Origin of the sequence: Lysinibacillus agricola (genome assembly GCF_016638705.1) — a bacterium.
Taxonomy (GTDB): domain Bacteria; phylum Bacillota; class Bacilli; order Bacillales_A; family Planococcaceae; genus Lysinibacillus; species Lysinibacillus agricola.
This window is the reverse complement of record NZ_CP067341.1, coordinates 1,558,679-1,580,617: the sequence shown is the minus strand read 5'-3', so window position 1 is coordinate 1,580,617 and position 21,939 is coordinate 1,558,679. Positions and strand designations below refer to the sequence as shown.

The following is a 21,939-nucleotide window of genomic DNA, read 5'->3' as shown; positions in this document are numbered from 1 at the left end:
CCCAGATTTTTTTAAAGTGATTGCGTACAATTTGAGAAAAATCTGGGCCATTACACCGAAGCATATGTGACGTATATTTTTTTGTCTTCTATCCTAAACTTCCTTCATTTACTCACTTTTTGTGCCAATCGTAATAGTTTTAAACGTTGTAAAGAACTCTTTCGCTGCCTGCCCCTGCTCACGGGCACCGGTACTTGAGTTTTTCATTCCTCCAAACGGCGCTTGAGGCTCAGCTCCACCTGTTTCATCGTTAACCTGTACAAGTCCTACTTCACTACGGTTAATAAAATCAAATGCTTTCGGAATGTTATTAGTATAAATAGAAGCACTCAATCCAAAATTAGAATCATTCGATAATCGAATCGCTTCTTCATAATCTTTTACTTTGATGACCGCTAAAACTGGTCCAAAAATCTCTTCATGGGCAATCGACATCTCATGAGTTACATTCGTAAAAATTGTTGGGTCTATATAGTATCCTTCAAATATACCTTTTGTAGGACCACCGCCAAATACTAGCTCTGCTCCCTCAACTTTTGCTTTCTCGATGGCGGATAATATAGAATCATATTGTCCTTTAGATGACACTGGCCCCATCGTGACACCAACTTCAATTTTTTTAGCTTCTTCAATTAACTGCTCTACTACCTTTTCATAAACTGCTTCCTCAATGTACACTCGACTAGTTGCTGTACAACGCTGTCCCGTTTGCTTCATCGCGCCTTCTATCGTTAATTTTGCAGCTTGATTGATATTGGCATCAGCTAAAATGATCGCTGCATTTTTCCCTCCAAGTTCGAGCTGAATTTTTTTATTAGTAGATCCAGCAGTATCTAAAATGCTTTGGCCCACACTATTTGAACCTGTAAATGTAATCGCCTTTACTTCAGGTGCCTCCAATAATACCTGCCCCACTTTTGAACCACGGCCTTGCACAACATTTAACACGCCTTTTGGTAAGCCAGCCTGTTCAAATAATTCTCCTATTAATTTACCGGTTAAAGCGCTTTCAATAGAAGGCTTCCAAACTACTGTATTGCCGTACACCAATGCGGGTGCAATTTTCCATAAAGGAATAGCGACAGGAAAATTCCAAGGAGTTATTGCGGCAACGACACCAAGGGGTACACGCGTTGTGTACAATAATTTCGCTTCATTGGCTGACGGTAGCACCTCACCTGTTGCACGCATCCCTTCTTGTGCAAAATAACGCAAAATGGAAGCACCACGTTTAACTTCACCAAGCATTTCATTTTTCGTTTTACCCATTTCACTCGAAGCTATTTCAGCTACTTTATCAATATTTTTCTCTAGCAAATCTGCTGTCACGCGTAAAATCTCTCCACGTGCAACAGAAGACGTATTTTTCCAACCCTCAAATGCATCCTGAGCTGCAACGATAACGTCTTTCGTTTCATCTATTGTTAAAAGCTCAACTTGACCAATACATTGAGATGGTCGAGCTGGATTAAATTGTTCACGTATTTCTCTAACGATAGTTGTCATAAAACTCCTCCTTCAAATAGTGATCGTTTTTGTCGACATTACACTTTTTCAACAATTGTTTTACGTATATGCTCAAATGTCTCGTCTAAAATACGTAACATTTCGTCTAATTCTACTTTTGATAGAATGAGAGGTGGGGCAAAAACAACTGTATCTTGATCATACGTGACCGTTCGTAGGATTAAACCTCGTTTCATCGTTTCTTGTACAAAAATTGGACTAAGAGGAGACTCAAACAATTCACCTGTCTCACGGCTCTTTACTAATTCAATGGCTCCAAGTAATCCAAGAGTACGCACGCGTCCGATAAAGCTATATTTTTCTTGCAGTGCTTGGAATCCTTCTAACATGGCATCGCCCATGTTTGCAGCATTTTCAACTAGATTTTCACGCTCGAGGATTTCTATATTTTTCAACCCAACTTGACAAGCTAGTGCATGACCGCTGTAAGTATATCCGTGCATTAATGTCCCTTTAGAAAGTTCGCAAAGATCTTGATGCAGCTTTTCGGATATTGCCACACCACCAAGTTGAACATAACCACTTGAAACTCCTTTAGCGAATGACATCATATCTGGCACTACGCCGTAATGTTCCATACCGAAAAATTTACCTGTCCGACCAAACCCGGTAATGACTTCATCTGCAATAAATAAAATACCGTACTCATCACAAATTTTTCGCACTTCTTTAAAGTAATCTTTTTGTGGAATATTAACCCCACCTGCACCTTGTACAGGTTCAGAAATAAATGCTGCCACAGTCTCAGGGCCTAACGCTTCAATCGTTTCACGTAAATTACGTACGGATTCGCTGTATACATAGTGGAAATCAGGTGCGTGCGAATTCGTAAAGTCACGAAATGCCTGTAAGCCTGTCGCATTTGTAGCACCCATTGCTACACCATGGTATGAATGGGTACGTGAAATAATTTTTTGGCGCTCTGGCTGTCCTTTTAGTAACCAGTAATGACGTGCTAATTTAATCGCTGTATCGTTCGACTCTGAGCCGCCTGAAGTGAAAAATACAGTGTTTAAGTCGCCCGGAGTCAATGAAGCAATTTTCGTCGCTAAACGAATAGCTGGTTCATTGCTAAATGATGCGAAGCAGGAACTAAAGGCTAATGTAGATATTTGCTCCTTTGCGACTTCGGCAATTTCTTTACGACCATGCCCAACATTTACATTCCATAAAGAAGACATGCCATCAATGTAGATATTCCCTTCAATATCTTTTAAATAAATGCCATTCCCTTCTGTAAAAATGGCTGCTGGACCTTGTGTTTGTTGTTGCTCGATCGACGTTGTTGGATGTAGAAAATGCTTTTGATCTAACGTTTTTAACTCTTCTTTTAGTTGAATTGTCATAAATACCAACCTCTTTTCGTTTAAAATTTCATACACTTTTTTAATAGCAATTCTCGTGCCAACCGATGAAATTTTTTTTAATGTGTTGTAATTTTTTGACTAATTTCTAAAAGAAAGGAATGATTTTGTTAAAACGTATACCATAAATATAAGTTGATTGGAGTGGAGGCTGGGCGACTCCTTGGGGATCTGCAATAGAGGAACGAAGGCTAAGAGCATCACGTCCTGTGATAACGCCTTCGTGACCAACATCCTGTTGGCCCGAGACCCTGCAGCGAAGCGAAGCGGCTCATCGGACGCCCCCAGGAAGCTCTGCTCTGTGCGAAAGCGAAGCGACAGCAACAAAGCGCCCAGCCGGAACGGAAATCAACCACACGTTATGAGAATGAAGGAACATTCACAGCAACTGCAACAAAATGAAAAAGAGACACTTTCTTTTTTGAAAATGCCTCTTTTCTTCGATATCTATTAACATATTAATGATGCTTTTCTTCATTTTCCTTGTATGAATCATTGAGTATTGCAATATTACATCTTATTGTGCAGGAATGAAATTTTGATGCAAAAATACATCATTAATCCTCATATGAAATTTGTTTCGTTAATTGGAACTTTTGTATTTTACGTACCAATGTTGACTGATCACAGCCAAGTGATTTAGCAGCTTGTCTTATACTTGGATATTTAGATAAAGCTTCCTTAATAATTTGCTTTTCAAACGCGGCCACCTGATCCTTTAATGTGCCACTAAACTTTGGAGTTACAACCGTTTCCTGGATATTTTGTATTTGTACAGGATTTTCTACATCACGTACAATAGTCGGGTTACTATCCAACTCTTGTTGCACAATATACGCTGTTATTTCTGGCTGCGTTGCTAGTAAGCAAATACGCTCCACTATATTTTTAAGCTGACGTACATTTCCTGGCCAATCGTAAGTTTCTAATATTTTCATAGCAGATGACTCAATCGTCCGATGGATGCCATATTTTTCTCCAACTATAGCTAAAAAATGGTTGACTAGTGGGATAATATCTTGACGGCGTTGCCTTAAAGGTGGAATTTCAATCGGGATAATGTTTAAACGATAATATAGGTCCTCACGGAAATCACCTTGCCTCACCATCTCCGCTAAATTGCGATTCGTTGCAGCGATTATGCGTACATCAATAGGAATAGGCTTTCCACTACCAATACGCTGAACCTCTGATTCTTGGAGCACACGTAATAATTTCGCCTGTAGTAACAAGGGCATCTCTCCAATTTCATCTAAAAACACTGTACCACCTGATGCAATCTCAAATAACCCTGCTTTTCCACCTCTTGCCGCTCCTGTAAACGCTCCCGCCTCATAGCCGAAAAGTTCGGATTCTAATAAATTTTCTGGAATAGCACTACAGTTAATCGTTAATATTTGCTTATGATTACGTCGGCTATTTGCATGAATAAGCTTTGTAATTTCTTCTTTACCTACGCCCGATTCACCACCAATTAATACAGTAGAATCTACCTCTGCAACTCTCATAACACGCTTTACAACCTGCATCATTGCAGAAGACACGGCTATTAAACTACTTTTTGTTGATTTTTTAGTATGTAAGGCTTGTAGCTTATTTTTAAAATTCTCGTTTTGGACTTCTAATTTTTTTACTTCTTTCTCTAACAATTTTAATTGTGTCATATCACGTGTAATTGCTACTACGTATTGTAATTCACCATATTCATCAAATATTGGCTTGCCAGAAACTAAAAAGCATTTTCCATTAATGAACGTTTGTAAAATAGTTACTTTTTCTTTTGATTCAATTACTTTCATCGATATTGAATCACTCATTAATCCTTCAGCAATTACGTCTTTTGCATATCTTCCCATTAAATTGATACCAACAATTTCAATATCAATATCATTTTGAAATAGTATTTTTCCATCGCGATCGCATATTGTAACGCCATCTGATATGGAGTTTAATACTTTATTTGATAGTGGATTCATAAAATCAATATGGCTAAACTGCATGAATGGTTTGACATGAAATAAGCTTCCTTGTGAAGTCTCTAGTACATGAATAAAATAACCTTCTGCCTCAAACGTTTCCGTTCCTTTACTATATTTTTTTATTATTTTTTCAAGAATCTCTATTTGGACATCACTTTTAAGTATTACTTCACCATTTTTTACAATAAAAAAATGTTCATCTTTATGAAGCTGAGTTATCGGCATATAGACCACTCCCTCTTGAACTTTAAAACTTCTTCATTAATACAAAAAAATTCGCTCACTTTCTACGGGGCATCTGCAAGCCTAAAAGGTGCCAAAGCATCCTGTAAGTTCTTTCAAGGCTTGATATCTCGCAGAAATGTTGCGAATTTTTTGTATTTTTATAACATTCTATTCCGAGGCAAGCTTTTCCTCTATTTGCTCCGCTGATCTTGTCGACAGTTTTCGCATAATCATGAACAATACAACTGAGCCAATTAATACTGATGTACTTAAATAGAATTGAGAGCGTAAAGATCCGATGAGGGCTTGGCATAAATAAACGACTGTTAATATACCAATTGCGACATACGATAGGTATGGGAATAGCCACATTTTAATCGCTAATGGCTCATCTGAAACCTTGTCATAATAACGCCGGAAACGAATTTGTGAAATAGCAATGAAAATATAAACAGCGATCATTAATCCTCCAACACAATTACCCAAAAAATAGAAAATGACTTCAGGTGAAATGAAGTATAGCATCGCACAAATATACGCTACCACTGTACTGCCAATAATAGCCGGTACAGGTACACCCCGACGATTTTTAATTTGCGAGAATATTTTTGGTGCATCCCCTTGACGCGACATTTCAAGTAACATACGTGAGCTTGTATAAAGAGCGGAATTTAAAACAGAGATAAGTGAAATAAAAATGACGATTTGAATTAGTTGAGCAGCAATAGGAAGCCCCGCTATCGTTAAAATATTTGCGTAAGGTGCTGCCAACATTTTTGAATCATTCCAAGGTATAATCAAAACCATAATGGCTACTGAACCTACGAAAAATAAACCTAAGCGAAATACAACGTTGCGAATGGCGCGAACAATATTTTTCGCTGGATTTTCAGACTCTGCTGCCGCGATGGCTGCAACCTCAGCACCACAAATTGAGAAAATGACAAAAACAATTGCGGTTAAAATTGGGACAATACCATTTGGTGCAAATCCACCAAATTCTGTTAAAATACCTAACCCCTTCGGTTCATAATTTGGCCAAATGCCTAAAATCATTGCTATACCAACTACTAAAAATACGGCAATAGCTGTAACTTTAACGAAGGAAAGCCAATATTCGAACTCACCAAATGATTTTACTGAATAAATATTAATAATTGTCATCAATAATGTTATGCCTACACTTCCTAGCCAAGTTGGAATCATCGGAAACCAATTATGCAACATTCCCCCTATGAGTGCTGCTTCTAACCCTACAATAAACACCCAGCTTGCCCAATAAAGCCAGCCTACTGTAAAACCTGCCCATGGACCAATATACTTTCCTGCATATGAAGCAAATGAACCTAACTCTGCCGAACCACCTGATTTCTTCCCTAATACTATTTCTCCTGATGCCATTTCCCCAACCATTTGCATGATTAGAACTATGAGTAAGCACGCAATCGTATATGAAACCACCGCTGCTGGGCCGGTACTTAAAATATTTTTCCCTGTCCCGACGAATAGCCCTGTACCAATAACCCCTCCAATGGAAATCATTGTAATATGCCGTGTTTTCAGTGATTTTTGCAAAGCTCCCATTAAACCACCCCTTTAGTGTTTTATGTAGACATTTACTAGCCCCTTTCCTCTAATTCAATGTCTACTGTTTAATGAGCAATTCTGATGCCAAACCTATTCAATTATTAAAATTTCCAAAAAATTATCAATCTGTACATCTATTGTTGTATTTAAAAGTTGTCCTATCACCAAAAATTGTTGATGACATTTTATAAAACGTAGTATTTTTAATAAGTTGATTGGAGTGGAGACTGGGCGACTCCTTGGGGATCAGCGATAGAGGAACGCGAGTGAAGCGGCTCATCGGACGCCTCCAGGAAGCTCCGCTCTGCGCGAAAGCGAAGCGACAGCAACAATTGTTTTATCTGTGCGAAAGCGTAGCGACAGCAACAATTGTTTTATCTGTGCGAAAGCGTAGCGGCAGCAACAAAGCGCCCAGTCGGAACGGAAATCAACCCTCGTTTTGCGAAGAGCCTTAAAATTACTGAGTGAGAAAAATCTATGAATCTTTCATATGCGATTTCGAAATTTTGATGCAAAAACACATCATTAACAGTTCGTTTGCATCATTTGTTCTATCCATATACTCGATTGAATGAACTCATAATATTCATTTCTTCCCTGTACTTCGCTACTGTCCGTCTGGATATATGGATACCGTCAGTACTTAAAATATTTGTAATCTGCTGATCTGTTAAAGGTTTTTGTTTATCCTCAGCTTCAATCAACTGTTTGAGTCGCTTTTTAATATACATAATAGAATCCATTTTCCCTGAAATATTCATTACTCCTTTTGTAAACAACGATTGTAAAGCATAGACACCTTGAGAGGTTTTGATATATTTTCCACGAACAGCTCGACTAATCGTAGACACATGTAGATTTAAAATGTCAGCTACATCTTTTAACCGCATAGGCTTTATTGCCTCAATTCCTTTATAGAAAAAATCCTCTTGCAATTCCACTAACAATCTAGCTAATTCGTAAAGTGTTTTATCACGTTGTTCAATTCCTTGTAATAATAAAAGAGCATCTTTCATTGTGTTTTGAAAATATGTTTTACAATTTGGTTCGTTTTTTAAAATTTCAACATAATGTTTATCGATTGAAACAATTGGTAAATAGCCACGATTTAATTTAATCAGCCATTCCTCCCCCAATCTCTCTACTTCGATTTCAGGAATGACATATGGAATCGTTTCGAATTTATCTCCTGTCACCACCGGTTTTAAATTTTTTATATAGTGGACAGTTTTCTTCACTTCTTGTGTAGAAGTTTTATACTTTTTACTTAACTGTTTAATGCTCTGCGCTGCCACTAGCTCTAAATCCGTTTTGATAAATTGGGAGGTCCATTTTGGTGCAAGTGCATCCCTGTCCACTTGAATAAGTAAATACTCTTTATAATTACGCGCTCCTACTCCTACTGGCTCGAAAGTTTGAAGTAAATCCAATAGTGCCTCTACATGCAAAACATTTGTTTTAAATTTATGTGCAACAATTTCTAAATCAACATCTAAAAATAGACGATCATCTAAGGATTGAATTAAAAACGTTAAGATTTTTAAATCTACTGAAGATAAATTTTTATGCATAGGTACTTGTTCCAATAAAAACTGCTCATAGCTTTCTTTTGCAGCAAGTTTCATCTCAATAGGATTAAATGAATTATTTAGCAATCCATTATTTTGCGCAGTATAACTTTTTAAGGAATAGCTTGCTAATTGCATAATTTCCTCATATTGACTTTTCACCGTTGCGTCAGTGACAACTAACAGTGGATTTTCATTAGCTTTGTCATAAATAAATTGTTCTAGCTCATTGGATGAATATTGCAGTATTTCTAAGTGCTGTACTAGTTGCGCTGATAAAACTTGCATTACTTTTTGGGAAGTTTTGATAGCCATTTGCATACCCTACACCTCCATGACAGAATTTTCTACATAGTAACATGTTTATTCTTTGTTTTTCCATTTTTTCATTAAATTTTTATTTTATTTAGATATTCCTCTATTCCTCCGTAGAATTTTCTAATAATTCCAAAAAAGTAATTGACTACATTAATAAGTCATCATAAAATACACATATACAATAATAGTTACCACATTACGGTAAAACAAAAGGAGTGATGAAATGTTTCATTTACCAACTGTGCAATTTACACAAGAGCAGGAACAATTTCGCTTAGATGTCCGAACATTTCTACAAGATGAATTAGCAAAAGGGACCTTCACGTCTAAATGTGACTCTTGGCTAAGTGGAGATGATCCAGAATTCTCTAAATTAATTGGTCAAAAAGGCTGGATTGGTTTAACTTGGCCTAAAAAATATGGTGGCCAAGAGCGTAGTACTATTGATCGATACATTTTAACGGAGGAGTTTTTAGCCGTTGGTGCTCCAGTTGCAGCTCATTGGTTTGCCGATCGCCAAACAGGACCACTTCTTTTACGATATGGGACAGAAGAGCAGCGTGAATATTTCTTACCGAAAATTGTAAAAGGTGAATGCTACTTTGGCATAGGTTTAAGTGAACCAAATAGTGGGTCTGACTTAGCTTCAGTCAGTACACGTGCTGAAAAAGTAGAAGGTGGCTGGTTAGTCAATGGTCAAAAAATATGGACGAGTAATGCTCATCTTTGCCATTATATGGTTACTTTAGTACGTACAAGTGCTTTTGATGGTAAAAATAAACACGCAGGGCTTAGTCAGTTAATCGTCGATTTACATGCAGAAGGTGTAACCGTTGTTCCCATTAAATTTTTAACTGGTGAACATCATTACAACGAAGTGTTCTTTGACAATGTTTTTGTACCTGACAATATGGTAGTTGGAGAAATTGGTAATGGCTGGGCTCAAGGTTTAGCTGAGCTTGCCTTTGAGCGCAGTGGCCCAGAGCGAATATTGAGTACATTCCCATTAATTGATGAGCTTATTCAAGAGTTAAAGCGCCAAAACAATTTAGAAGGTTTAAAACAAGCGTCAAAAATTGTAGCCCGTCTTTGGAGTCTACGGAATTTGTCAATTGGAGTAGCCCAGCTTTTAGAAACTGGTAATAGTGAAGACGTATCTATTCCCGCAGCACTTGTAAAAGCATTCGGGACGAAATTCGAGCAAAGTATTCCTGAAATCACACGCTTAATCATCCAAACTTATCCAACCCTTGACGCGCATCGTAAAATCGATCGCTTTATGGCTGAATCCATTTTGCATGCACCAGGTTTTACAATTCGAGGAGGAACTTCAGAGGTATTATATGGCGTTGTAGCGAAAGGGGTTATAGCACAATGAGTGAAATGAAAGACATGATCGTTGATGTTGTAGAGCGCATGTTAAAAGAAAAAGTGGATAAAGATTTAGTCGATACAGTAGAACAAGGTAATTGGGCACCAGAACTATGGGATCTGTTTAAAGAAAACGGTATGACTGCTGTAGCCATTACAGAAGAAAATGGAGGTGCAGGTGGCGATATAGAGGATTTATTGAATATTGTGCGTTTAACTGGAAAATACGCTGCACCGATTCCATTCGCAGAAACAACATTTGCAAATTATTTATTAGAGTTCACTAGTTTACAAGTAATTGAGGATTTGGCGACGTATATGCTCTGCCCTAACCAAGCCTTTACGTTAGAGAATGGCAAATTAACGGGAGAGGCGATTCAAATCCCTTGGGCACGCCATACAAAACACCTAGTGACACTTGCCCATAGCTTGGAGGGTACACATCTTGTAGAAATAGATTTAAGCCAAGCAGAAATTAAGCATGGTACGAATTTAGCAGGCGAACCTCGTGATACCGCGATATTCCATCATGCTAATGTTTCCCAAGTATCTGCTGTGTTATCACCTGACAAGATGCACGCTATAACAACACTCAATACAGCCTTTCAATTAGCACTGATGACTGGTGCCATCGATAAAATAAATGACTTAACTGTTCAATATACAAAAGAACGTGAGCAATTCGGTCGTCCGATTCATCGCTTTCAGCTCGTTCAGCAGCATATTGTACATTTGGCAGGTGAAACGGCTATTGCATTAGCAGCATTTAATAATGTAACAGAAGCCCTTCAGATGAACAAACAAAATAGTGAGGTTGCATACGCCCGCATTCGTTTTGAAGAAATCATTCAAACAGTGACAACCATTGCACATCAAGTACACGCTGCAATTGGTACAACACACGAACATAGTTTGCATCAATTTACACGCAGACTTTGGTCTTGGCGCGATGAAGGTGCTAGCACCTCTTCTTGGACTAATTTGGTCGCAACACAACTCTTGGAAAATAGCGGAGATAGTCTATGGGGATATTTAACATCATTTAGCTCAAGCTCTCCCCTTCTCAAAGTGGAAGGATAGAGACTTCAATAATCAAAATTAATTTGTGACAAACTACTAATGACAAGATAAGGAGTGTTAGCAATGACTGATTTACTTTTTGAAGTGCAAGACCATGTTGCCACAATTACATTAAATAGACCTGAGGCGTACAATGCTTTCAGTGAAGAAATGATCTCTAAATGGATTGAAGCCCTTGAAAATGTCCGTGATTCAGAGGATATTCGTGTCGTCATCGTAAAAGGTAATGGGAAATCATTTTGCGCTGGTGGCGATATTAAGGCCATGCAAGCTGGTGAAGGATTTTTCCAAAGCGAGGACGATATCTCTTCAACAGGTTTAGCACGCAAAAATTCTCTTTGGAAAAAGATTCAGCGTATCCCCCTTCTCCTTGAAGAAATTGATAAGCCTGTTATTGCACAGGTACATGGGTTTGCAATGGGCGCAGGACTTGATATGGCCTTAATGTGCGATATACGGATTGCCGCAAAATCTACAAAGATCTCAGAAAGCTATATTAACGTTGCGATCGTGCCGGGCGATGGTGGCGCTTATTATTTACCAAAATTAATCGGCATCGATCAAGCATTGGATATGTTCTGGACAGCTCGTGTATTAACTGCTGATGAAGCAAAGGACAAAGGTGTTGTGACATTTGTTGTAGAAGACCATGAACTTGACGAATACACATTAAATTATGCAAAGGAATTAGCGAGTCGCCCAACCACGACATTACAATTCATTAAGCGTGCTGTTTATCAAAGTCAAAAGATGGATTTACGTACTGCGCTTGACTATATTTCATCACAGATGGCCATTGTAACAGAGCTAGATGATTTTAAAGAAGGTGTAAGCGCAGTCGTAGAAAAACGTAAGCCTGTTTATAAATGATGTGTAGGAGGAAGAACAATGCAACCTCTTGAAAATATTCGAGTGTTAGATTTATCACGTGTATATGCTGCTCCTGCTGGCTCCATGATGTTGGCCGATTTAGGGGCAGAAGTAATTCGTATTGAACATCCGGATGGCTCTGATAGTATGCGTGACTGGGGACCATTTGTGAATGAACAAAGCACGTATTATTTATGTGCGAATCGCAATAAAAAATCTATCACGTTAGATTTAAAAACAATAGAAGACAGAGAAAGATTTAAAGAGCTTGTCAAAGATGCGGATGTCGTACTCGAAAATTTTAAGACGGGTGATATGGAGCGGATGGGGCTAAGCTATGAGGAACTAATAAAAGTGAATCCAAGAATCATATATTGTGCAGTAACAGGATTCGGTCAAACTGGTCCTCTTGCTCACGAACCAGGCTTCGACCCAGTTATTCAAGCAATGAGTGGTTTAATGCATGTCACTGGCTCAGCTGAAGGAGAGGCAACAAAAGTTGGTGTTCCTATTGCAGATATTTTAACCTCTAATTATGTTGTCATTAGTATTTTAGCCGCTCTACGAATGCGCGATCAAACAAATACAGGGCAATTTATTGACTTAGCTTTATTAGACATTCAAATGAGTAGCTTAGCGAATGTAGCAAGCGCTTATTTAAATACAGGCTTTATCTCAGAACGTCTAGGTAATCGTCATAATAATGTTGCTCCGTATCAAGTATTTAATTGTGAGGATGGCCCCTTAATGATTTGCGTTGGTACAGATGGACAATTTAAAAAGTTTTGCACGATGTTGAAACGTGAAGAATGGGCCAATGATCCGCGCTTTTTAACAAATACGATGCGCAAGCAACATGAAGCGGAGCTAGTTCAGATGATTACTGACATGACAATGACAAAAAAACGGGATGAATGGATTACCTTATTACAACAATACAAAATCCCTGGAGGACGTGTGAATACGATTGCTGAAGCACTAGAACAACCGCAATTTATGGCACGCGACATGATTGGTGAAATAGAGCACGAACAATATGGTACAATCAGATTCATCAAAAACCCGTTAAAGTTCTCTGATTTAACTATTCAATATAAATTAGCACCACCGATACTTGGAGAACATACAAATGAATTCCAAAAGTCCTCTCTACAAAAATAAAATTACGCTATAATAGAATTTATGAAGATAAATGCTCCGACGGATGTCGAGGAAAATTATTTTATTACGTAGGTGACGGGATGAATCAAGAGATTTTCGAAAAAAACTATACAATGTCATCGTTGCACAAAGCTATTAAAGTGTTAAAAGCTTTCACAAAAGATGAGCCTAGCCTTTCCCTAACTGAGTTAAGTAAAAAAACAGGGATAAGCATTTCCAGTTTACAGCGTTTCGTTTCTACCTTTGTGTACGAAGGCTTTCTTCACAAAGATGAGCGTACAAAGCGCTATCAATTAGGTCATTCACTTCTCTATTTAGGAAATTTAGTAAAAGAAGAATCAAGTCTTATCATTGTCGCAGAACCTATTTTAAAAAAGCTGAACGAAGAAATCGGCGAAAGTGTTTCCATGAATATTATTGATGGATTGGAGAGACGATGTATTTTAAACTATGATTCAACATATCCGCTTTCAACGAAAATGTTTGTTGGTGACACCTCTCCCCTTTATGCAGGTGCATCATCTAAAATATTGCTCGCATTTATGCCAAATGTTGAAGAATATGTAGAGAATATCAGTCTTGAACCCATCACAGATAAGACATTACTTTCAAAAGAGCAGTTGTTGAAGGAATTACAGCAAATCCGTTTACAACGTTATGCGAAAAGTAATAGCGAACGTGTGCGTGGAGCATGTTCTGTGTCAGCACCGATTTTAAATGCTTCTCACCAAATCATCGCATCCGTGACACTGGTCATACCAGAAATACGCTACAGCGACTATGATGAAAATCAGTTAATTGAAACCATTCAAAGCGTTGCATTAGACATCGAAAAGCAATTGTATTGATCGAAACAATGAATAAACCCGAATAGGTTCACTTTTTTAAGTGATATCTATTCGGGTTTAGTGCTTTAATTATTTACTAATTCTAAAAAGTCATGCCAATGATTTAAGCGTGGCAGTTCAACATGCTGGTTATACGATTGATTTTTTAAAATTACTTTTGTTTTCACATCTTGAAGTGTTTCTAATACAGCTGGTTTATCATCTACATAAACATCTAAAGCTAGCTCTTTGATGATTGCCACTTTTTCTGTATCCTGCATTCCGCAGAAAAAATGACCTTCTGTGATTGGAAATCCTTGTGCTTTCATCCATTCACTTGTTTGCTTACAATGCTGTTTGGGACGCGAGGTAATATAATATATATCATGTCCCTGCTGTGCCAAAGCTTGGAGCGTTTCTAGTGCTCCCTCAAAAGAAGGACAATCCGTAAAATAAATTTCCTCTAATGAACTACTCCACATCGCCGATCCTTCAGCATCTGTTAATCCAAAAGGTTCGTGAATTTCAACTCTTTGCAAAGCTTGAAATGCTTCTAGTGCAACATTTTTGCCAAGTTTTGTATTATAGAGTGAAAAAGCGTGTGCTCGTAAATCAATAAGTGTGTCATCTATATCAAAGCCAAATTTCATCTAGTTTTTTCTTCCCTTCAAGAAGCCTTGTTTATGAAGTTAGCCGCGAATGTTTGCTCTTTTTCAATTTGCTTCGCTAATACTTCCTCAATGTCTTGCTCGCGTATTTGTTGAAAATCTTGTACGTCAAAATGAGCAAGCGTATTTTTATTTAATAGTGACGCAAGACATTCTGCATCCTTGAGTGCACTATTAAGCCCAAATGCTCCTGTTGGTGTCATCGTGTGAATAGCATCACCTAATAGTACAAGTCCCTTTGTTCCCCAAGAGTTACTATGACTACTGAATACATCGAGCAATACGAAATCTTGCCAAGATTTTATATGTCCCATAACAGTATCAGATAATTCTGGAAATTGATCCGTAAGCTGTTGGATAAATGGTGTAAATGCTTTTTTTCTGAGCTGAGGAAAACTTCCTTGTTCAATATTCCAGCCGATTTGAATGAACCCACCTACTTGTGTGAACAATGATAGCTGCTTATCACCGATTAATGCCATTTTTATCGATGGCTCCCAACCTTGTGGGGCAGGAATTTTAGCCCACAGTAAATCAAAGCCATGTTTACGCTTTTGAAAGTCAATATGCGCTTGCTTACGAATAGTAGAGTAACGACCATCAGCACCGATAATTAACTGACTACTAATTTCAATTGTTTCTCCATCTCTTGTTGCGATTACACCCGTATATCTGCCCGAAGAATCAACTATGAGCTTCGTCACCTTAGTATTTAGGAAACAAGAAAAGTGCGGAAAATGCTGTGTTTCTTGTAAAATACCCTTTAATAGATTTGTTTGCGGCACATGAATACCTAAATGTCCTACAACTTTATCAGGCAAAATGGTTTTAAATGCTCTACCTTCTGTGTAATATTCAAGCTTTCCCATACGTAATAAGCCGAGCGCCTCGACTGCTTCAAAAAGCTCATGACTTTTTAAAACAGCCTCGCCCTCCTCGTTTAAATGCTCTCCGCGAAATGCCTGCCCAAGTGCTGCGTTTTGTTCCAGTAATATTACGGAAAGACCTTTTTTCGCTAGTAAGTGCGAAAGAAGTGCTCCACCTGGCCCAGCCCCTACGATACAAACATCTGCTTGATAATTCACTTTTCTTCACCTTTCTTTGGATACGCAATAATACGTAAATCTTGCCCTACCTGCTCAAACGAAGAAAATTCTACATCCCATGCCTCATCCATGGTAGACGGATTTTGACCAGCAATAGGTGTTAATGATAACCGACCACCGAGAACCTTTGGCGCTATGTAAATCATATATTTGTTAATAGCACCTTGCTGTAAAAATGAAGAGTTTACGGTACTTCCGCCCTCTACTAAAATATCAGTAATACCATGCTGATAAAGCTTTTCAAGCATATCATCAATCATAAGCCCTTCTTCATCGCTGCGAACTGGCATTACCGTTATACCCTTTTCTTTTATTGTTGCTATTTTTTCTGAGCTTGCATCCTCACTGCAAACAATAATCGTTTTAGCTTCTTCTACATTTAGAACATTGGCATGAGCTGGTGTACGAAGTGAGCTATCCATAATAATGCGTACTGGATTTTTTCCGTAATCTTCTTTTAACCTTGTCGTTAAGGATGGATTATCGGCTAAAACAGTACCAACACCAACTAGTATTCCATCTACCTCATGACGAATACGGTGAACATCTTCACGTGCTGCCTCTCCAGTTACCCACTTGGAATGTCCTGTGTGGGCAGCTATTTTGCCATCTAAGGTCATCGCGTATTTTGAAATAATAAATGGTCGTTTTGTTAGCATATTGTGAATAAAGCGTTCATTTAAACGGCGAGCTTGAGCTTCTAAAACACCCACCTCTACCTCAATACCCGCTTCTCGTAATAGTTGAATACCACGCCCAGCTACAGTAGGATTAGGATCTTGCATTGCTACAACAACACGACTAACTGCTGAATCCTTCACTAAATTTGCACAAGGAGGTGTTTTTCCAAAATGTGAACATGGCTCAAGAGTTACATAAAGTGTTGCACCTTTAGCATGTTCTCCTGCCATACGGAATGCATGCACCTCTGCATGGGGTTCACCTGCTTTTCTGTGTAAACCTGTTCCAACAATTACACCGTCTTTCACGATTACAGCCCCTACAAGTGGATTAGGGTTCGTATTCCCTTTTGCACTAGCAGCTAAATCAAGTGCTAGCTGCATATATTTTTCATCTGTTGTCATGTTAGTTTCCCCCACTCACTTCTCTTCGCGCAAATGTCCAGATTTCTCTACTTTTGTGTCTAAATAAAAACGATTTGTCTCCGTTAATCCTCCCCACAATGGGACATGTCCTTCTGCTGTTAAGCCATGCGCCTGTAATGCGGCAAGCTTCTTCGGATTATTAGTAATCAGTGTAACTGGTTTTGAACGAAGTGCAGTTAATACAGTAATGGCATCTTCATAAGAACGAGTATCATCTGGGAAGCCAAGAGCATGGTTTGCTTCAACCGTATCTAACCCCTCTTCTTGTAGTAAATAAGCAAGAGATTTCGAGAATAGCCCGATGCCACGACCTTCATGATCTGCTAAATAGAAAATAGCACCACAGCCGTGCTCTGCAATCATTTTCATCGATTCATGTAATTGATAACCACAATCACAGCGCTGGCTCCCAAAAATATCACCTGTATGGCAAATGCTGTGCATGCGAATTAAAGCATCCTCTTCACGTGCAAAATCTCCATATACAAGCACTGATGACTGCTGTAAAAAAGCTAAATTTGCAGTTGCTAATCCATCAATAATTTCTTCTTTTGATAGATTCGCATCTACTTTTAACCAGTTATACCATTGAAATGTCTCTGAAAATTCACCCTGTTTTACCGGTAATTTCACTGGACCAACTAGGCAAATGCTTTCAGTTTCAGATTGCTTCACGATTGTCATTTTGTCTTTCACTATATCCATAACTTTAGTAGTAATTGTCATATTTTCTCCAACCTTCTATTGTTAACAGCTAGCTAAATCTACTAACTGAGTACTTGTATTTCCACATCACTTACATAACGTAACTTAGTTTATAATAATAACTAAGAACTGTCAAACATCAGCTTCTATTTTAATCCGCTAGAAGCTTTGGGCCAACTGACGTGGCACTTTCGTTACAAAAATATTTGCTGAACGATGTTAAAAACAATTAATAAGAAACAAAAACTGCTACATGACGTTTTTATCATATACTAATAGCTTATGGAGATGCTATTTTTTCTGTGCAGGCTAGTCTATAATAAGCTGTGGTAACTGTAATATCGAAAGGAAGTTTAGAATGCAATTAGAAAAAAATGTGCAGGTGAAGCAGCCAAAATACCAGCAAATAGCTGTCGATCTAGCCTCAAAAATCGTGGAAAGAAAATATCGAATTGGCGATAAAATTTATGCGAGATCATCTCTAGCCAGCCAATACAATGTCTCTGCGGAAACTGCAAGAAGAGCGATTGCTGTTTTGCAAGACTTGGAAATTGTGGAGGCCTCAAAAGGCAGTGGGGTTATTATTAAATCATATGAAAAGGCTGCACATTTTGTCCGACAATTCCATGATGTTCAATCTGTCCATGAACTACAACATGAGCTTATGACTAGTATCCAGAAGCAACACCAAGAATTAATAAACTTGCAGGATAAGACCAAACAGCTTATTAGTCGAACTGAACATTTCCGATCTGTCAATCCATTTATCCCTTATCAATTAGAGATGACAGCTGAAAGTCCTTGCATCCATCAAACAGTACAAGGTCTAAATTTTTGGCAAAATACATCGTGCACAATTGTCGGAATTCGTCGTGGCAATGAATTATTATTATCACCCGGTCCATATGTGTCGTTTGAAGAAGGAGATATCATTTACTTTGTCGGTAATGATGAAAGTTTCGCTCGAGTACAGAGCTTTTTATATCCAAATTAAAATCCGTTTAAACGCTGATATAACAGCGTTTAAACGGATTTTTTCTCATTTGTCGATTTGACAAAAGTAACAACTCTTTGTTAGTGTTAAGTTGTTACTTGTTTATTTTTGGGTATCATTATCCTCAAATAGTATAGATCTACGAAAGGAGTGGTTCTATTGGAAAAAATTAAAGTGGAACATGTTTCCAAAGTTTTTGGGAAACATATTCCTCAAGCATTAGAACTCGTCAAGCAACAAAAAAGCAAGACTGATATCTTAAAAGAAACAGGTGCAACTGTTGGTGTATACGATGCAAGTTTTACTGTAAATGAGGGTGAAATCTTCGTTATCATGGGATTATCAGGAAGTGGGAAGTCCACACTTATCCGACTTTTAAACCGCCTCATTGAGCCTACAAGCGGAAATATTTATATCGATGGAGAAAATATTTCTAAAATGGGCAAAGAGAATTTACGTATTGTAAGAAGAAACAAAATGAGTATGGTCTTTCAAAACTTCGGTTTATTCCCCCATCGTACACTTCTTCAAAACACTGAATATGGCCTTGAAATTAGAGGCATCTCAAAGGAAGAACGTCAATCAAAAGCGGAGCAGGCTCTCGAAAATGCAGGCTTACTCGCTTATAAAGACCAATATCCGAGTCAATTATCGGGCGGTATGCAACAGCGTGTTGGATTAGCGCGCGCACTTGCAAATGATCCTGAAATATTACTAATGGATGAAGCTTTTTCAGCACTCGATCCATTAATTCGTAAAGAAATGCAGGATGAATTACTCGACTTACAAAGCACATTGAAAAAAACGATTATATTTATCACCCACGATTTGAATGAAGCATTACGTATTGGTGATCGTATCGCCATTATGAAAGATGGCTCAATCATTCAAATTGGTACTGGAGAAGAAATTTTAACAAATCCTGCAAATGATTATGTTAAAACCTTCGTAGAAGACGTCGATCGCTCTAAAGTATTAACAGCTGAAAATGCCATGGTTCGGCCTATATATGTCAACGTAGATGTAGATGGACCGACCGTAGCACTTAAAAGAATGCGTGAAGAAACGGTTAGTTTACTAATGGCTGTTGACAAAAATCGACATTTAAAAGGCTATATTACTGCTGATGACGCACGGGCTGCTGCTAAAAGACAAGAACAAACGGTACATTCAATTGTTCAATCTGATATGTTAACCGTTCCACCAGATATGCTTTTACAGGATATATTAGGTATGATTTATAATTCTCCTACTCCTATTGCAGTTGTAAAAGATGAACGCTTACTTGGTGTTCTCATCCGGGGCGTTGTCATCGAAGCACTTTCAACTAGCGATGAGGAGGCAGCTGCACATGAATAATTTTTTAGACAATATCCCAGCTATACCACTGGGACCGTGGGTAGAATCAGTTATGGACTGGTTGACGAGTAATTTTTCAGTGTTTTTTAACTTGATTCAAAAAAATGGAAAACTACTCATGAATCAGGTCACTGATTTATTAGTTAGCGTACCTGCTATTATTCTTATTTTACTTGTTGTCATTTTTGCCTTTTTCGTTACCGGCAGAAAATTTGGGCTCGCAACGTTTTCATTAATTGGTTTGTTATTTATCTATAATCAAGGCTTATGGACACACCTGATGGAAACAACTACACTTGTGCTCTTTTCAAGTATCATCTCAATCATTTTAGGTATTCCACTTGGCATTCTAATGTCTAAGTCAACTGTAGCAGAAAATATAATTAAGCCGATACTCGATTTCATGCAAACAATGCCTGGCTTCGTGTACTTGATTCCTGCCGTTGCCTTCTTTGGTATTGGGATTGTACCTGGCGTATTTGCATCCGTTATTTTCGCCCTACCACCAACTGTACGAATGACGAACCTAGGAATTCGCCAAGTACCAAAAGAATTAGTGGAAGCTGCGGATTCATATGGTAGTACCTCAAGGCAAAAACTATTTAAAGTAGAAATCCCTCTTGCCAAATCAACTATAATGGCAGGGATTAACCAAACTGTTATGCTATCACTTTCAATGGTTGTAACTGCCTCAATGATTGGTGCACCTGGTCTAGGACGTGAAGTATTAACGGCACTACAACGTACACAGGTTGGGAATGGCTTTGTTGCAGGTTTAGGTCTCGTAATTTTCGCCATTGTTATAGACCGCTTAACGCAAAGCTTTAATAAGAAGAAAGCCGTTTAGAAAAAGAGGCAATTTTTAGCGAAAGTATTAGCTCTTCACTTTCACTGCTGAGATTTGCATTTTGTAGTTTGATAATAATTTTTTACAATAAGAAAGGAAGATTCGATGAAACTGAAAACATTATCTAAATTAGGGATGGCTTTAGGTCTCGGCTTTTTGCTAGCTGCATGTAGTGGCGATGATTCAAATAAAAGCAAGGGTGACTCAAAGGACGTCAATCTAGCCTACGTTGAATGGGATACAGAAATTGCTTCAACTCATGTCGTTGGACAGGTGCTAGAGGATTTAGGCTACAATGTAACATTAACACCACTCGATAATGCAATTATGTGGGAGGCTGTTTCAAAAGGAGAAGCAGATGGTATGGTTGCTGCATGGTTACCACATACACATGCCTCACAGTATGAAAAATATAAGGATAATCTTGATGAGCTAGGTGAAAACCTTACTGGCGCCAAAATAGGTTTAGTAGTACCAAGCTATATGGACGTTAATTCGATTGAGGATTTAAAAAATCAAGCAGATCATACAATTACAGGTATCGAGCCTGGAGCTGGAATTACAGCTGCTACAGAAAAAGCATTAGATGAATATGATAACTTAGCTGATTGGAATCTATTAACTTCTTCATCTGGTGCAATGACAACTGCTCTTGCTAAAGCGATTAAAGATAAAGAAGAAATTATCGTGACAGGCTGGTCTCCACACTGGAAATTCGCAAAATATGATCTTAAATATTTAGAAGATCCAAAAGCTGTTTATGGCGGCGAAGAAACGATTAACACTTTCGTTCGTAAAGGTTTAAAAGAAGATCAACCAGATGTTTATTCTGTACTTGATAACTTCCACTGGACAGCAGACGATTTAGAGACTATTATGCTAGAAGTTATGGATGGCAAGGATCCAAAAGATGCTGCTAAAGATTGGGTAGAAGCTAATTCAGACAAAGTTGCTGAATGGACAAAGGATGTAAAAAAATAACTTTCAAAAATTGACGGACAACTAACGAATGGTTGTCTGTCTTTTTTAGGTTCTTCACTTCTTACTGAAAAACAGTCTGACTACTATCCGTAATTACAATTTCCTCTATAAAATAACAACGCCTCAATGATTTTTTAGTAAAGAATACGAATAATCTACATTTACTTATTTATGTTTCCAAATAATAATCTTTAAAATCTCCTAATGACTAACTACGCATATCCTTATTTTAACAAATTATGCATAATATTTGAATATTAAATTTATATCTTTTAAAGCAACAGCGATTTTAATAT

Annotated in this window: 19 protein-coding genes; 10 read left to right on the top strand and 9 right to left on the bottom strand. The window is 38.0% G+C overall.

The window, feature by feature from the left end; all coding sequences use genetic code 11:
• Positions 1–108: 108 nt before the first annotated feature.
• The 4 genes from FJQ98_RS07510 to FJQ98_RS07495 form a co-directional block, all read right to left on the bottom strand.
• Positions 109–1,506, bottom strand: a complete 1,398-nt coding sequence (locus tag FJQ98_RS07510) for an aldehyde dehydrogenase family protein (RefSeq protein WP_053594459.1) — start codon at positions 1,504–1,506, stop codon at positions 109–111.
• 38 nt (positions 1,507–1,544) lie between these two features.
• A complete protein-coding gene (locus FJQ98_RS07505) occupies positions 1,545–2,873 on the bottom strand; it encodes an aminotransferase family protein (protein WP_053594458.1) in 1,329 nt (442 codons plus the stop codon).
• A 575-nt stretch (positions 2,874–3,448) separates the two neighbouring features.
• Positions 3,449–5,095: a sigma-54 interaction domain-containing protein gene (locus tag FJQ98_RS07500; protein WP_053594456.1), complete on the bottom strand. Its 1,647-nt coding sequence runs from the start codon at positions 5,093–5,095 to the stop codon at positions 3,449–3,451.
• 168 nt (positions 5,096–5,263) lie between these two features.
• Positions 5,264–6,679 carry an amino acid permease gene (locus tag FJQ98_RS07495; protein WP_053594455.1) on the bottom strand — a complete coding sequence of 472 codons (1,416 nt, stop codon included), beginning with the start codon at positions 6,677–6,679 and terminating at the stop codon, positions 5,264–5,266.
• A 242-nt stretch (positions 6,680–6,921) separates the two neighbouring features.
• Here FJQ98_RS07495 and FJQ98_RS07490 point away from each other — a divergent pair, with 242 nt between their 5' ends.
• The gene (locus FJQ98_RS07490) at positions 6,922–7,137 is read left to right on the top strand and encodes a hypothetical protein (RefSeq protein ID WP_143114731.1); all 216 of its coding nucleotides are present in this window, start codon (positions 6,922–6,924) and stop codon (positions 7,135–7,137) included.
• Positions 7,138–7,233: 96 nt separating this feature from the next.
• Here FJQ98_RS07490 and rpoN read toward each other — a convergent pair whose 3' ends face one another.
• The gene (gene rpoN, locus FJQ98_RS07485) at positions 7,234–8,571 is read right to left on the bottom strand and encodes an RNA polymerase factor sigma-54 (RefSeq protein ID WP_053594454.1); all 1,338 of its coding nucleotides are present in this window, start codon (positions 8,569–8,571) and stop codon (positions 7,234–7,236) included.
• A 220-nt stretch (positions 8,572–8,791) separates the two neighbouring features.
• Between rpoN and FJQ98_RS07480 the strand changes: the two genes are divergently transcribed.
• From FJQ98_RS07480 to FJQ98_RS07460, 5 genes are all read left to right on the top strand, one after another.
• Positions 8,792–9,946, top strand: coding sequence for an acyl-CoA dehydrogenase family protein (locus FJQ98_RS07480; protein ID WP_053594453.1), 1,155 nt, complete (start codon positions 8,792–8,794; stop codon positions 9,944–9,946).
• A complete protein-coding gene (locus FJQ98_RS07475) occupies positions 9,943–11,019 on the top strand; it encodes an acyl-CoA dehydrogenase family protein (protein ID WP_053594452.1) in 1,077 nt (358 codons plus the stop codon). Before FJQ98_RS07480 ends, FJQ98_RS07475 begins: the two co-directional genes overlap by 4 nt.
• 63 nt (positions 11,020–11,082) lie before the next feature.
• Positions 11,083–11,889: an enoyl-CoA hydratase/isomerase family protein gene (locus tag FJQ98_RS07470; RefSeq protein ID WP_053594451.1), complete on the top strand. Its 807-nt coding sequence runs from the start codon at positions 11,083–11,085 to the stop codon at positions 11,887–11,889.
• Positions 11,890–11,907: 18 nt separating this feature from the next.
• Positions 11,908–13,050 carry a CaiB/BaiF CoA transferase family protein gene (locus FJQ98_RS07465; RefSeq protein WP_053594450.1) on the top strand — a complete coding sequence of 381 codons (1,143 nt, stop codon included), beginning with the start codon at positions 11,908–11,910 and terminating at the stop codon, positions 13,048–13,050.
• A gap of 80 nt (positions 13,051–13,130) precedes the next feature.
• Complete coding sequence (locus FJQ98_RS07460) at positions 13,131–13,898, top strand: IclR family transcriptional regulator (RefSeq protein ID WP_053594449.1); 768 nt, start codon at positions 13,131–13,133, stop codon at positions 13,896–13,898.
• A 65-nt stretch (positions 13,899–13,963) separates the two neighbouring features.
• On the opposite strand, the gene FJQ98_RS07455 is transcribed toward FJQ98_RS07460, so the two are convergent.
• Genes FJQ98_RS07455 through FJQ98_RS07440 form a run of 4 tightly spaced genes read right to left on the bottom strand, consistent with a single transcriptional unit; the run spans position 13,964 to position 17,483 of the window.
• Positions 13,964–14,527 carry a 5' nucleotidase, NT5C type gene (locus tag FJQ98_RS07455; RefSeq protein WP_053594448.1) on the bottom strand — a complete coding sequence of 188 codons (564 nt, stop codon included), beginning with the start codon at positions 14,525–14,527 and terminating at the stop codon, positions 13,964–13,966.
• A gap of 17 nt (positions 14,528–14,544) precedes the next feature.
• Positions 14,545–15,630: an FAD-dependent monooxygenase gene (locus FJQ98_RS07450; protein ID WP_053594447.1), complete on the bottom strand. Its 1,086-nt coding sequence runs from the start codon at positions 15,628–15,630 to the stop codon at positions 14,545–14,547.
• Entirely contained in the window at positions 15,627–16,736 is a 1,110-nt protein-coding gene (gene ribD, locus FJQ98_RS07445; RefSeq protein WP_053594446.1) for a bifunctional diaminohydroxyphosphoribosylaminopyrimidine deaminase/5-amino-6-(5-phosphoribosylamino)uracil reductase RibD, read from the bottom strand. Before ribD ends, FJQ98_RS07450 begins: the two co-directional genes overlap by 4 nt.
• Positions 16,737–16,751: 15 nt before the next feature.
• Positions 16,752–17,483 (bottom strand): GTP cyclohydrolase II, encoded by a 732-nt coding sequence (locus tag FJQ98_RS07440; RefSeq protein ID WP_053594445.1) that lies wholly within the window; start codon positions 17,481–17,483, stop codon positions 16,752–16,754.
• A gap of 337 nt (positions 17,484–17,820) precedes the next feature.
• Here FJQ98_RS07440 and FJQ98_RS07435 point away from each other — a divergent pair, with 337 nt between their 5' ends.
• The 4 genes from FJQ98_RS07435 to FJQ98_RS07420 all read left to right on the top strand — a co-directional run bounded on the left by FJQ98_RS07435 (position 17,821) and on the right by FJQ98_RS07420 (position 21,643).
• Positions 17,821–18,456 (top strand): GntR family transcriptional regulator, encoded by a 636-nt coding sequence (locus FJQ98_RS07435; RefSeq protein WP_053594444.1) that lies wholly within the window; start codon positions 17,821–17,823, stop codon positions 18,454–18,456.
• Positions 18,457–18,615: 159 nt separating this feature from the next.
• On the top strand, positions 18,616–19,815 hold the full coding sequence (locus FJQ98_RS07430) for a quaternary amine ABC transporter ATP-binding protein (protein WP_053594443.1): 1,200 nt from the start codon (positions 18,616–18,618) through the stop codon (positions 19,813–19,815).
• Positions 19,808–20,662, top strand: coding sequence for an ABC transporter permease (locus FJQ98_RS07425; protein WP_053594442.1), 855 nt, complete (start codon positions 19,808–19,810; stop codon positions 20,660–20,662). Before FJQ98_RS07430 ends, FJQ98_RS07425 begins: the two co-directional genes overlap by 8 nt.
• Before the next feature lie 105 nt (positions 20,663–20,767).
• Positions 20,768–21,643 carry a glycine betaine ABC transporter substrate-binding protein gene (locus tag FJQ98_RS07420; protein ID WP_053594441.1) on the top strand — a complete coding sequence of 292 codons (876 nt, stop codon included), beginning with the start codon at positions 20,768–20,770 and terminating at the stop codon, positions 21,641–21,643.
• The last annotated feature ends 296 nt before the right edge of the window (positions 21,644–21,939 follow it).